This is a genomic window from Methylobacterium sp. 142-1Y (genome assembly GCF_057747795.1).
Window position 1 is genome coordinate 515,566 of record NZ_CM173224.1, and the last position, 12,150, is coordinate 527,715.

Below are 12,150 nucleotides of genomic sequence, written 5' to 3' on the forward strand. Positions count from 1 at the left end.
CGAGGGACCGCCGGAAGCGGACACATCCGGACGGACCGGCACCGTCCCGCCGCGCTTGGGGCGGCATCCCGTACCGGCCTGGACCTCCGGTGCGGGAGCCGCCGGACGATTGGCGAAGCGTCCCGTGGCGGCGGGCCTCGGCCCGCGCGAGCCTCAGGATCGGCCGGTCCCCGAACCGGTGCCGACGACGAGGACGACATCCCGTGCCCCGATGCTCCCTTCCCGCCCCCCGCGCGATCCGCGAGCCGCTGCCTCGCAACCTCCTCATCGGCCCGATCGTCGCGGCTCTGCTCGCATTCCTCGGCGGGCCGCCGGCCCGGGCGGAGGAGGGCGGCGGCGGCACCCTGCTCCTGCGCCACGGCGGGCGTGAGCCGGTCGAGGCGCCGCGGCTTGCGACCGATGCGGCCATTGCGGTGAGCGGCCCGACGGCCCGGGCCACGATCACCCAGGCTTTTCGCAATACCACCAGGGAGTGGGTCGAGGGCTCCTACCTGTTTCCCCTGCCGGAGGACGCCGCCGTCGACGCGATGCGGCTCGTGGTCGGAGACCGGGTGATCGTCGCCGACATCCGCGAGCGGCAGGCGGCGCGGCGCGCCTATGAGGCCGCGCGGGACGAGGGCAAGGCGGCGGCCCTGACCGAGCAGCAGCGGCCGAACCTGTTCACCAACGCGGTCGCCAATATCGGCCCCGGCGAGACCGTGCTGGTGCAGATCCAGTACCAGCAGGGCGTGCGGCGCTCCGGCGACACCTACTCCTTGCGCCTGTCGACCGTCGCCGCCCCGCGCTACAATCCGGCCCCGCCGGTGCTGCTGCCTGCCGCGGACCGCCCCGATCGTCCCGAGGGCGAGCCCGACCCCGTGCCCGACCGGAACGCCATCGCAGGCCCGGTGCTCGATCCGGCGCGCCACGCGCCGGTCAACCCGCTGACGCTCTCGATCGACCTCAAGGCCGGCTTTCCCCTCGGCACGGTGGCAAGTGCCACCCATGCGATCACCGTCGAGGCGCCCTCGGCGAGCGAGCGCCGTATCGCCTTGCGCGACGGGGCCGCCGCGGCCGACCGGGATTTCGAGCTGACCTGGACGCCTGCCCCCGGGGCCGCACCGACGGCCGGCCTGTTCCGCGAGCGCAAGGCCGGCACGGACTTCATGCTCGCCGTCGTGACCCCGCCCACGGCGGCGCTCCCCGCCGCCCCGATGCCACGGGACGTGATCTTCGTCATCGACAATTCGGGCTCGATGGGCGGCACCTCGATCCGCCAGGCCAAGGCCAGCCTGCTGGTCGGCCTCGACCGGCTGCGTCCGGGTGATCGCTTCAACGTGGTCCGCTTCGACGACACGATGGAGACGGTGTTTTCCGACCTCGTGGCCGCCGACGAGGACCATCTCGACCGGGCCAAACGCTTCGTCGCCGGGCTCGAGGCGCGCGGCGGCACCGAGATGCTGGCCCCGCTCCGGGCGGCGCTCGAGGACGCGCATCCGGAGGAGACCGGGCGGGTGCGCCAGGTGGTGTTCCTCACCGACGGGGCGATCGGCGACGAGGCGCGGATCTTCAAGGCCATCGCCGAGGAACGCGGGCGCACCCGGCTGTTCATGGTCGGGATCGGCTCGGCCCCGAACGGTCACCTGATGCGCCACGCCGCCGAGCTCGGCCGGGGCACCTTCACGCAAATCTCTTCGGTGGGCGAGGTCGCCGACCGGATGCGCGACCTGCTGGTCAAGCTCGAGAGCCCGGTCGTCACCGATCTTTCCGCGACCTTCTCGGAGGCGGCCGAGGTGACGCCCGCGCAGCTGCCGGACCTCTATCGCGGCGAGCCGGTGACGATCGCGGCGCGGATGGGGCAGGCGAAAGGCACGCTCACCCTCACCGGCCGGACCGGCGACACGCCCTGGCGCACGGTGCTCGACCTCGACCGGGCGGGGGAGGGGGCCGGCATCGGCAAGGTCTGGGCCCGGGCCCGGATCGGCGAGGCGGAGACCGCGCGGATCACCGGCCGGATGACGCCGGAGGCCGCCGATGCGGCGATCCTTCAGCTCGCCCTCGACCACGGCCTGACGACCCGCCTGACCTCGCTCGTCGCCGTCGACGCCACCCCGCGCCGGCCGGGCGCCGCCCGCCTCGCGCGCACCGACCTGCCGCTCAACCTGCCGGCCGGCTGGGATTTCGAAACCCTGTTCGGGCAGGACGTCCCGCGCGGCATCGCGCCTTCGCCCCAGCGCAGAGCCGAAGGCGATCCGGCCGCGTTGATCCCGGCCGCCGCCCGCGGCATCGCCCTGCCGCAGACCGCGACGGACTACGAGGTCCGGCTGATCCTCGGTGCCGTCCTCCTCGGCCTCGCCCTGCTCCTGCGGCTCCGCGGCCGGAGGGTGATGCGGTGAGGGCACTTGCCGCTCTCCTCGCCGCCGCCGGCCTCGTCCTCACGGCCGAGGGTGCCTGGATCCCCGCCAAGGCCGCCCTGGCCCAAGCCCTGCTCGCCCGCGCCTTCGCCCGCAGCCTCGCGGAGGGCGGACCGGTTCGGCCCTGGCCCTGGGCCGACACCGCCCCGGTCGCCCGCATCGGTTTCCCGAGCCTCGGCGAATCCTACCTCGTGCTCGCCGGGGCGAGCGGGCAGGCCCTGGCCTTCGGGCCGGGCCATGTCGAGGGCACGAAGGAGGCGGGCGAGCCGGGCCTGGCGGTCTACGCCGCCCACCGCGACACCCAGTTCCGCAGCCTCGGCCGCCTCGCCCCCGGCGATCCGGTCGAGGTGCAACGGTGGGACGGGCGGATCGTCGCCTTCCGCGTCACCGGTGCGCGGGTCGTGCGCTTCGACCAGTCCGGCCTCGATCCGGACGCGCCGGGGCGGCGCCTCGCGCTGGCGACCTGCTGGCCGCTCGACGCTCTCGTCCCGGGCCCCGAGCGCCTGGTGGTCGAGGCGGTCGCCGAGGCGACGGGGAGGACCGAACCTTGACGGAGGGGAAGACGTGCGGTTTCGTGCGGGTTCGTCCGGAACCCGCCCGGATTCCCGTGAGGGGTCGCGCGGGTTTCACAGGAGCCGGCCCGGATTCGAGAGGAACCCGCCCGGATTCCGGAGGAATCCGCAGGATGCCGCCCCTCGACGCCGCCCCCGAGACCGACGAGGCCGCCCTGCCTGAGGGGCAGAGCCGGGCGGTGGCGGATGCGGTGCGGGAGGCCCTGGCCCGGCGCCGCCTGTCGCGCCAGGCCCTGGCGGATGCGGCGCGGATCAGCCTCTCGACCCTGGAGAAGGCCCTGTCCGGCCGCCGGCCGTTCACGCTCGCCACGACGATCCGCCTGGAGGAGGCGCTGGCGACGCCCCTGCGGCAGGCGCCGCCGCGCCGGGAGGCCGCGCCGCGCCCGGCGCCGGAGGCTTTCGGCTCCTATACCCGGGCGGCGGTGGCCTTCCTCGAAGGACGCTACCTCACGCTTCGGCCGTCCTTCGGGCAGGCCGGCGCGATCTTCGCCTACCGGACCGAGATCGCCTGGGACTCTGAGCGCGACCGGCTGGTCTTTCGCGAAGCCGAGCGGCTGGACGCGCCCTTCGCCCAGACCGGCACCGTCTCGGTGCCCAACCAGTCGGGCCACGTCTACCTCGTCACCGAGTTCCAGGGTCAGTACCGGCTGGCGATGCTCGGCCGGCCGACCATCCAGGGCGAGATGTTCGGCATCCTGACGACCCTCGTCTCAGGGAGAGGCGCGCAGCTCACGCCCGCCGCGACGCCGCTCGCCCTGATGCCGGAACGGACGACGCCGGAGGGCGCACAATACGGCCGGATCGCCGCCGGCATGCCGTGCGAGCCGGACTATCGCCGAATCCTCGACCGGGTGCGGGACGACGGCTTCGCGGCGTTCCCCGGCTGCGTCCCGCCGGGTCTTCCCGCAGGAAACTGAGTTCAGCAGAAACGAAGGATCAGCACGTTTCCCCATCCCCGACCTCATCCTGAGGCAGATAGCGGGATATCGCCTGTTATTCCAGGCATGATCGATGATGCTTGTCAGGCTAGATCATCTTCCGACGAATTTGGCGCCGGACCTTCGTAGAAATTGCGGCAATCAACGATCGAGAGGGCTTCGCGATTGCAGCACGATCGTGACGTGATCTTGCACGCAGCGCGGATTGGACCGGCACGAACATTCTCGCGGGTGGGATGGGCGCTGCCCGTCGTCGGACCGGATCCCGGGCCACCCATCAGACGGCTTGCTGTCAGGCCGCCTGCCGGGCGAGAATGACCACCTCGCAGCTATCGGCCCGCATGCGCCAGTCGGCGAGGCCGGCGGCCTCGCAGAATCGGGCTTGGGCGAGGGCGACGGCCGAGACCTCGCACGGCGCCGATACCACGGATTGCCGCTGGACGACGCGGCGATCATGGCCGAAATCGTCCGGAACGACCTTATGGAAGGTCACGAGATACTTGCGCATGGCGCATCTCCGTCGGCAGGATGCCGCGCCGGGAGGGAGCCTGGACGCGGCTGCGGCGAAGGGCCTTGATCCAGCGCAAGGCCGTCGCCGGCCCCCGGCGCCTGTGCGAAGCCGGTTTCCGCATCGCGACGCGATCAATCGGAAACCGTATGACTCAGGGGCATCGTGCAGAGGCCGGATGCGGGGCCTTGATTGCGCTGCACATCATGTGTTCATCCTCTGCGGATTCTTCCCGCAACATGACGAAACCCGCAGCAATGCTGCGCCGCACCAAATGATTCTCCCTGGCGAAACTCGCCCGTGTCGCCTTCGCGGCAAAAAATGTCGCAGCCGGACAAGCTGCGAGGCCTGCGCCAGCTAATTTTTCATAATACAAGGTAAAGGCCTTCGGTTCTTTCTAGTATCGATCGGCGAAGCACGCTGCTCCAAAGGGGTCATGAGCCATGAGCCACATCGTTTTGGAGGGAGTCAGCAAGATTTTCGGCCATAAGCAGGCCGAGGCGGTCGGTCTCATCGCGCAGGGCAAGCGCAAGGCCGAGATCGCGGCGGCCTGCGGCGCGGTGGTCGGCCTGTGCGACATCTCCTTCGATATCGTCGAGGGCGAGATCCTGACCCTGATGGGCCTGTCGGGCTCGGGCAAGTCGACGCTCCTGCGCTGCATGAACCGGCTGGTGGAGCCGAGCTGCGGCAGCATCCGCGTCGGCGACGTGGACGTGACGAAGCTCGGCCGCAAGGACCTGCTGGCGTTCCGCCAGAAGACCTTCGGCATGGTGTTCCAGCACTTTGCGCTGCTGCCGAACCGGACGATCCTGGCGAACGTGGCGTTCGGCCTGGAACTCAAGAACGTGCCGGTTGCGCGCCGGACCGAGGCGGCCATGCAGGCGATCGAGCTCGTCGGCCTGAAGGGCTGGCACGCCAAGTATCCGCATGAATTGTCGGGCGGCATGCAGCAGCGGGCCGGCCTGGCGCGGGCGCTCGCGGCCGATGCCGACATCCTCCTGATGGACGAGGCGTTCAGCGCCCTCGACCCGCTGATCCGCCGCGACATGCAGTCCGAGCTGCGCGAATTGCAGCGGAAGCTCAGGAAGACCATCGTCTTCGTCTCCCACGATCTCGACGAGGCGGTGGCCCTGGGCGGCCGCATCGTCTTGATGAAGGACGGGGAGGTCGTGCAGATCGGCCAGCCCGAGGACATCGTGGCCCGTCCGGCGACCGAGTACGTCGCGCGCTTCGTCGAGCATATCGACCTCGTGGCGGTGATGCGGGCGGGGCACGTCGCGGATCGCGCCGCGCCGGTCCTGGCGCCCACCCTCACCGTCGCCGAGGCGCGGGAGCGGGTGGCGGGCGAGGGCGGCGACGCCTGGCTGGTCGCCGACGACGAGCGGCGCTTCGTCGGCCGCCTGCGCGCCGGCGCGCTCGCGGGTGCCCGGCCGGCGGAGACCGTCGCCGGCCTGCTCGACCGGGGTGCCGAGCCCGTCGGGGCGGAGCTGCGCCTCGACGGGCTGCTCGCTCGGGTCGCGGCCGAGGGCTGCGTCGCCGTGGTCGACCCGGACGGGCGCCTGATCGGCGGCATCACCAGCCGGGACGTGGTGCGGGCGCTCGCCGCCCGCCCCGACCTGCACCCCACCGAAACCCCGACAATCCCCAAGCCGGCAGGAGCGGAGCGATGGACTGGAGCGTCCCAAAATTCCCCCTCGACACGCTCAGCGACCAAGGCCTCGACTGGCTCACCGACCATGGCGCTTGGCTGACCCGCGCGGTCAGCCGCTCGGTCTCCGACTGGATCGACGTGCTGACCACGGCGCTCGTCGCGGTCCCGCCCTGGCTCTTCATCGGGCTCGCCGCCTTCGGCACCTACAAGATCGGCGGGCGCAGGATCGGGCTGCTGACGCTGTTCGGCCTTCTGTTCCTCTGGGACCTGCGGTTGTGGCAGGCGACGGTCGAGACCCTCGTCCTCGTCACCCTGTCGACCGTCACCGCCCTGGTGATCGGCATTCCGGTCGGGATCTGGTTCGCCCTGAGCCAGCGCGCCTGGCGGGCCTTCTCGCCGATCCTCGACATGATGCAGACGCTGCCGAGCTTCGTGTACCTGATCCCGGCGCTTCCCTTTTTCGGCCTCGGCGCGGTGTCGGCGTGCTTTGCCACCATCGTGTTCTCGGTGCCGCCGGTGATCCGGCTGACGGCGCTCGGCATCCGCAACGTGCCCTCCGAGCTCGTCGAGGCCTCGGACGCCTTCGGCGGCTCGACCGCCCAGAAGCTGTTCAAGGTGCAGTTGCCGCTCGCGCTGCCGACCATCATGGCCGGCGTCAACCAGACGATGATGCTCGCCCTGTCGATGGTGGTCATCGCCGCGATGATCGGGGCCGGCGGCCTCGGCCGGGCGGTGTGGCAATCGATCCAGCGCCTCGAGGCCGGGGCGGGCTTCGAGGCCGGCATCGGCATCGTGATCCTGGCGGTCATCCTCGACCGCTCGACCCAGGCGCTCGCCGCCCGCGCCCGGCCGCACGGCAGCGCCTGAGACACCACCGGCCGTCCGCTTGGCGGGCGGCCTGGAGACAGGTTCCCGGCGCCCGCGGGCGTCGCGGCAGCGTGAAACCCCTCCCGACCACCACAGCCTTCGGATCGATCAGACCATGCGCGCGACAGCTCTCGGCGTCATCCTCTGCCTCGCCTTCGCCCAGATTCCGGCCGAGGCGGCCGGCAAGCAGGTGCGGATCGCCTATGTCGAGTGGAGCGATGCGGTGGTGGCGACCAACATCCTCAAGCAGGTGCTGGAGGAGAAGGGCTTTGATGTGAAGGCGATCCCGCTCGCCGCGGCGGCGATGTGGCAGGCGGTGGCGACGGGCGACGCCGATGCGAGCGTCGCGGCCTGGCTGCCGCTGACCCAGGCCGCCTATTACGAGAAGCTGAAGAACCGCCTCGAGCTGATCGGCCCGAACGTCACCGGCGCCAAGATCGGCTGGGCCGTGCCGGCCTATTCGAAGCTCAACTCGATCGAGGACCTGAAGACCCAGTCGGCCGACGTCGAGGGCAAGGTGATCGGCATCGATCCCGGCGCCGGCGTGATGAAGACCTCGGAAGCCGCGATCAAGGCCTACGGCCTTCCGGTCAAGCTCGTCGACGGCAGCGACGCCACGATGACCAGCGCCCTCAAGGATGCGATCCGCCAGAAGAAGGACATCGTCGTCACCGCCTGGACGCCGCACTGGATGTTCGCGCGCTACGAACTGAAGTATCTCGCCGACCCGAAGAAGGCCTTCGGCGACGACGAGACCGTGAACACGCTCGCCCGCAAGGGTCTGAAGGAGGACATGCCGGAGGTCTACGGCATCCTCAAGAAGTTCAAGCTGAGCATCAAGGACGAGGAAGCCATGATGGCGGAGAACGAGGAGAAGGGCGCCAAGCCCTCCGAGACCGCCGGCAAATGGATCAAGGCCAACCGGGCGACGGTGGATGGTTGGGTGAAGTAAGCCGGGGGATGAGGGTGGCTCCGGATGCGGAGGCCGGTGCCCGCCGATAATCTTTCCCATCCGCGACCTCATCCTGAGGTGCGGCTGAAAGGAGCCTTGAAGGAGGGCTACAGAAACTACGACGACCTCTGGAGCCCTCCTTCGAGGTCAGTCGATCTCTGATCGACTGACACCTCAGGATGAGGTGGATGACAGGATATCTCATACGAAATCCGGAAGATCACTTCCGGATTTCGTATCATCAGCCCGCGCGGCGCCTGAGCGAAGCCGCTTTCCGCATCGCGAAGCGATCAATCGGAAATCGTATGATGTCATACGATTTCCGTATGATTCGATCAGCTTAGCTGTGAACTGACGGGTGTGCTGGCGCATTTGTTGGGCATGCTGTTTGTCGAAGGAGGCGGCGATGGCTGGCCCGGTGGCCCACCTGAGCGTGTCGGAGTTGGCGGAGCGCTTCACGGCCTGCCGTGACGCGCGCACCGCCCGCCAGACCCAGGCGATCTGGCTTCTGGCCAAGGGCCACAGTTTCGCAGAAGCCGCCGCGGCGACCGCCTTCAGCGAACGCTGGGTGCGCCGTTTGTGCGAGCGCTACAACACTGAGGGGGTCGAGGCGCTGGGTGATCGGCGCCGCCACAACGGGGCCGCGGCCAGCCTCCTGACGCCAGATGTCCTCGAGCGATTGCGTCAGCGCCTGGCCGAGCCGCCGCCGGACGGGGGCGTGTGGACGAGCCGCACGGTGGCGGACGTCCTGGCCCAGGACCTGGGGCGCGAGCAGGTGGCGGTGCAGCGCGGCTGGGAGGCGCTCAAGGCGCTGGGCTGGTCGCTGCAACGGCCGCGCCCGCGCAACCCGCGCGCGGCCACGCCCGAGGCTGCGCAGGCTTTTAAAAAAAGTTGGCGCAGGCCGTCGACGAGGAGGAGGCCCGTGAGCCGCGCCTGCCGGTCGTCGTCTACGCGATGGACGAGCACCGCCTCGGCCTGAAGCCGGTCACGCGACGGGTCTGGGCGCCGGCGGGAGAGCGGCCGGTGGCGCTGGGCCAGCATCGCTTCAAGTGGCTGCACGTCACCGCCTTCGTGGCGCCGGCCATGGGCGAGACGGTGTGGTACCTCTCCAACGGCCTGTCCAAGCCGTTCTTCGAGCGACTCTTGGCCGACTTCGCGCGCGAGGTCGGAGCCGGCACGCGCTGCCGGGCGGTGGTGATGCTCGACAATGCCGGCTGGCACACGCAGCCCAATCTAAGCGTGCCCGAGGGTGTGCGGCTCGTCTACCTGCCGCCCTATACGCCCGAACTGCAGCCGGCCGAGACGTTGTGGCCGCTGGTCGATGAGCCGGTGGTCAATCGGTACATCGCCAACCTGGATGAGTTGGAACGCGTGGTCGAGCAGCGGTGCGCGACCTTAAGCGAGCAGCCCGGCCTCATCAGCTCACGCACAAGCTTCCACTGGCTGCCCAAAACCGCAAAGCCAAAGCCCAAGCTGGCCTAATCAACCGGAAAGCGTATCAGTCCCAACTTCAACTTTTCGCAGATCAATTTGCTAAAACAGGCTCTGAGGCGCGACCGTGAGTGAGCCTTGAAAGAGGACTTCCGATCTCACCGAGATCTCAGGAGGCCTCCTTCGAGGCATGTTTCGTGAAATATATATGATCAGCTCGACAATCCTCGCTCTCTCCTCGTCATTCCGGGGCCGCGATAGCGGAGCCCGGAATCCAGAACCACGGATGGTTCAGGATCGAGCGGAGAACGTACGATCACATCTTCCGCTCGCTGCTCGGCGGCCGGCCGAAATGGTCGACGTAGGATTTCGAGAAGTGCGAGGCCGAGGTGAAGCCGCACTCGATCGCGATCGACAGGAGCGGCATCGCGGTCTGGCGGATCAGGTGGCGAGCGTGTTCCAGGCGGATGCGCAGGTAGTGCTTGGCCGGTGAACGGCCGAGATATTTCAGGAACAGGCGCTCCAGCTGCCGCTTCGAGAGGTGGACCGACTCGGCCAGGTCCTGGCTGCCGAGCGGCTCGGCAAAGGTCTTCTCCATCAGGCCGACGACGTGCAGGAGCTTCGGATGCGCCACGCCGAGGCGCATCCGCAGGTCCATCCGCTGGCGCTCGCCCGCCTCGCGGATGCGGTGGTGGATGAGCTGGTCGGCGACGTCGGCGGCGATGTCGGCCCCGTGGTCGCGTACGATCAGGGACAGCATCATGTCGGCCGCAGCTGTCCCGCCCGCGCAGGTGAAGCGATTGCGGTCGATCTCGAACAGGTCGGAGCCGATCTCGAGCCCGTCATGCTCGGAGGCGAGGCTCGCCTGGTTCTCCCAGTGGATCGTCGCCCGGTAGCCGTCGAGGAGTCCGGCCTTGGCCAGCACGTAGGTGCCGGTACAGACCGCGCCGATCGCGCCGCCGCGGATGCAGGTCCGTCTTAGCAGCGTCTGCAAGGTCCGGTGATCCCGGCGCTGGATGTCGATGCCGCCGCAGACGATCGCCATGTCGAGGGCGGGATCGACTCCTTGCGCCTCGCTGAAGCTACCCGCCACCTGGACTTCGACACCGTTGGACGCGGTGCAGCGCGTGCCGTTCTCCGACCACAACGTGTAGCGGTAGAGGTCGCGCCGCGCCGCCCGGTTGGCGAGGCGCAAGGGCTCGATCGCCGACGAGAAGGCGATCATCGAGAAGTTCTCGACGAGCATGAACCCGACGGAGGTGACCTCGTCGGTCACGGCGGCGGTGCCCGCCGCCATGGTGCCGGTCATGCCGGCCGTCATCACCCGATCCATCGCCAGACCGTCATCGCTTCGTCACCCGAGAATGACTCCAGGAAAGAATGACTCCAGGAAAGTCTCGGGGCAAGCAAGATTCGCTCCCTTAGGGCAAGGGGCAGCGGGCTCCAGCCCCACCGGGCGCCCGCAATGTCGCGCCCGGCTCGTCGCCAAGTCGCAAATCCCAAACTCGCGGTCGCCAGCGCGAAAGCCGCGGGGCGCCGACGGCCCGATGATCGGACATCACAGCGAGGCCGACCGATGCGCCGATTTTCCCTCTCGTCGCTGCTCACGGAATCCCTCAAGGGGCACCGGGGCTGGGGCCGCCAGTGGCGGGACCCGCAGCCGAAATCCGCCTACGACGTCGTCATCGTCGGCGGCGGCGGTCACGGCCTCGCCACCGCCTATTACCTCGCCACCGTGCACGGCATCACCAATGTCGCGGTGCTGGAGAAGGGCTGGATCGGCGGCGGCAATACCGGCCGCAACACCACGATCATCCGCTCGAACTACCTCTACGACGAGAGCGCCGCGCTCTACGAGCATGCGCTCAAGCTCTGGGAGGGCCTGTCCCAGGAGCTGAACTACAACGTCATGTTCTCGCAGCGCGGCGTGCTGATGCTCGCCCACAACCTGCACGACGTTCAGAGCTTCAAGCGCCACGTCTATGCCAACCGTCTCAACGGCATCGACAACGAGTGGCTGACCAAGGAAGAGTGCAAGGAGTTCTGCCCGCCGATCGACATCTCGGGCAGCCTTCGCTACCCGGTCCTCGGCGGCGCGCTCCAGCGCCGGGCCGGCACCGCGCGCCACGACGCGGTCGCCTGGGGCTATGCCCGCGGGGCGGATGCCCGCGGCGTCGACATCATCCAGAATTGCGAGGTGAAGGGCATCCGCCGCGACGCCTCCGGCGCCGCGATCGGCGTCGAGACGACGCGGGGCTATATCGGCGCCAAGCGCATCGGCGTGGTCGCCGCCGGCCACACCTCGACCGTGATGGCGATGGCCGACGTGCGGATGCCGCTCGAGAGCTACCCGCTCCAGGCGCTGGTGTCGGAGCCGGTCAAGCCGATCTTCCCCTGCGTGGTGATGTCGAACGCCGTCCACGCCTACATCTCGCAATCGGACAAGGGCGAGCTGGTGATCGGGGCGGGCACCGACCAGTACACCTCCTACAGCCAGCAGGGCGGCCTCCACATCACCACCCACACGCTGGATGCGATCTGCGAGGTCTTCCCGCAATTCACCCGGATGCGGATGCTGCGCTCCTGGGGCGGCATCGTCGACGTGACGCCCGACCGCTCGCCGATCATCGGCACGACCCCGGTCGAGAACCTGTTCGTCAATTGCGGCTGGGGCACCGGCGGCTTCAAGGCGACGCCCGGCTCGGGCCACGTCTTCGCCTACACGCTGGCGACCGGCACGCCGCACGCGATCAACGCGCCCTTCACCCTCGAACGGTTCCGCACCGGTCGCCTCATCGACGAGGCGGCAGCCGCCGCCGTCGCGCACTGATCCCTTAA

General features: G+C 69.3%; 12 protein-coding genes. 10 read left to right on the top strand and 2 right to left on the bottom strand.

Going from position 1 to position 12,150, the window contains the following annotated elements:
* The first annotated feature begins 203 nt into the window (after positions 1–203).
* From AC3AOF_RS02355 to AC3AOF_RS02365, 3 genes are all read left to right on the top strand, one after another.
* Complete coding sequence (locus AC3AOF_RS02355; RefSeq protein WP_488347584.1) at positions 204–2,375, top strand: marine proteobacterial sortase target protein; 2,172 nt, start codon at positions 204–206, stop codon at positions 2,373–2,375.
* Complete coding sequence (locus AC3AOF_RS02360; RefSeq protein WP_488347585.1) at positions 2,372–2,944, top strand: class GN sortase; 573 nt, start codon at positions 2,372–2,374, stop codon at positions 2,942–2,944. The genes AC3AOF_RS02355 and AC3AOF_RS02360 overlap by 4 nt, the downstream gene beginning before the upstream one ends.
* Before the next feature lie 134 nt (positions 2,945–3,078).
* Positions 3,079–3,882, top strand: a complete 804-nt coding sequence (locus AC3AOF_RS02365; RefSeq protein WP_488347586.1) for a helix-turn-helix domain-containing protein — start codon at positions 3,079–3,081, stop codon at positions 3,880–3,882.
* Positions 3,883–4,195: 313 nt separating this feature from the next.
* Here the strand turns inward: AC3AOF_RS02365 and AC3AOF_RS02370 are convergent, their stop codons facing one another.
* A complete protein-coding gene (locus AC3AOF_RS02370) occupies positions 4,196–4,411 on the bottom strand; it encodes a hypothetical protein (protein WP_488347587.1) in 216 nt (71 codons plus the stop codon).
* 65 nt (positions 4,412–4,476) lie between these two features.
* Between AC3AOF_RS02370 and AC3AOF_RS02375 the strand changes: the two genes are divergently transcribed.
* From AC3AOF_RS02375 to AC3AOF_RS02400, 6 genes are all read left to right on the top strand, one after another.
* Positions 4,477–4,689 (top strand): hypothetical protein, encoded by a 213-nt coding sequence (locus AC3AOF_RS02375; protein ID WP_488347588.1) that lies wholly within the window; start codon positions 4,477–4,479, stop codon positions 4,687–4,689.
* 165 nt (positions 4,690–4,854) lie between these two features.
* Positions 4,855–6,162, top strand: coding sequence for a quaternary amine ABC transporter ATP-binding protein (locus tag AC3AOF_RS02380; RefSeq protein WP_236990949.1), 1,308 nt, complete (start codon positions 4,855–4,857; stop codon positions 6,160–6,162).
* A complete protein-coding gene (locus AC3AOF_RS02385) occupies positions 6,078–6,929 on the top strand; it encodes an ABC transporter permease (protein WP_488347589.1) in 852 nt (283 codons plus the stop codon). Before AC3AOF_RS02380 ends, AC3AOF_RS02385 begins: the two co-directional genes overlap by 85 nt.
* Positions 6,930–7,044: 115 nt before the next feature.
* The gene (locus tag AC3AOF_RS02390) at positions 7,045–7,881 is read left to right on the top strand and encodes a glycine betaine ABC transporter substrate-binding protein (protein ID WP_488347590.1); all 837 of its coding nucleotides are present in this window, start codon (positions 7,045–7,047) and stop codon (positions 7,879–7,881) included.
* A gap of 406 nt (positions 7,882–8,287) precedes the next feature.
* Positions 8,288–8,860 carry a helix-turn-helix domain-containing protein gene (locus tag AC3AOF_RS02395; protein ID WP_488347591.1) on the top strand — a complete coding sequence of 191 codons (573 nt, stop codon included), beginning with the start codon at positions 8,288–8,290 and terminating at the stop codon, positions 8,858–8,860.
* Positions 8,773–9,363, top strand: a complete 591-nt coding sequence (locus tag AC3AOF_RS02400; protein ID WP_236993125.1) for an IS630 family transposase — start codon at positions 8,773–8,775, stop codon at positions 9,361–9,363. Before AC3AOF_RS02395 ends, AC3AOF_RS02400 begins: the two co-directional genes overlap by 88 nt.
* 265 nt (positions 9,364–9,628) lie before the next feature.
* On the opposite strand, the gene AC3AOF_RS02405 is transcribed toward AC3AOF_RS02400, so the two are convergent.
* Positions 9,629–10,558: a GlxA family transcriptional regulator gene (locus AC3AOF_RS02405; protein WP_488348949.1), complete on the bottom strand. Its 930-nt coding sequence runs from the start codon at positions 10,556–10,558 to the stop codon at positions 9,629–9,631.
* Positions 10,559–10,888: 330 nt separating this feature from the next.
* Here AC3AOF_RS02405 and AC3AOF_RS02410 point away from each other — a divergent pair, with 330 nt between their 5' ends.
* Positions 10,889–12,142 (top strand): sarcosine oxidase subunit beta family protein, encoded by a 1,254-nt coding sequence (locus AC3AOF_RS02410; protein ID WP_488347592.1) that lies wholly within the window; start codon positions 10,889–10,891, stop codon positions 12,140–12,142.
* Positions 12,143–12,150 lie beyond the last annotated feature (8 nt).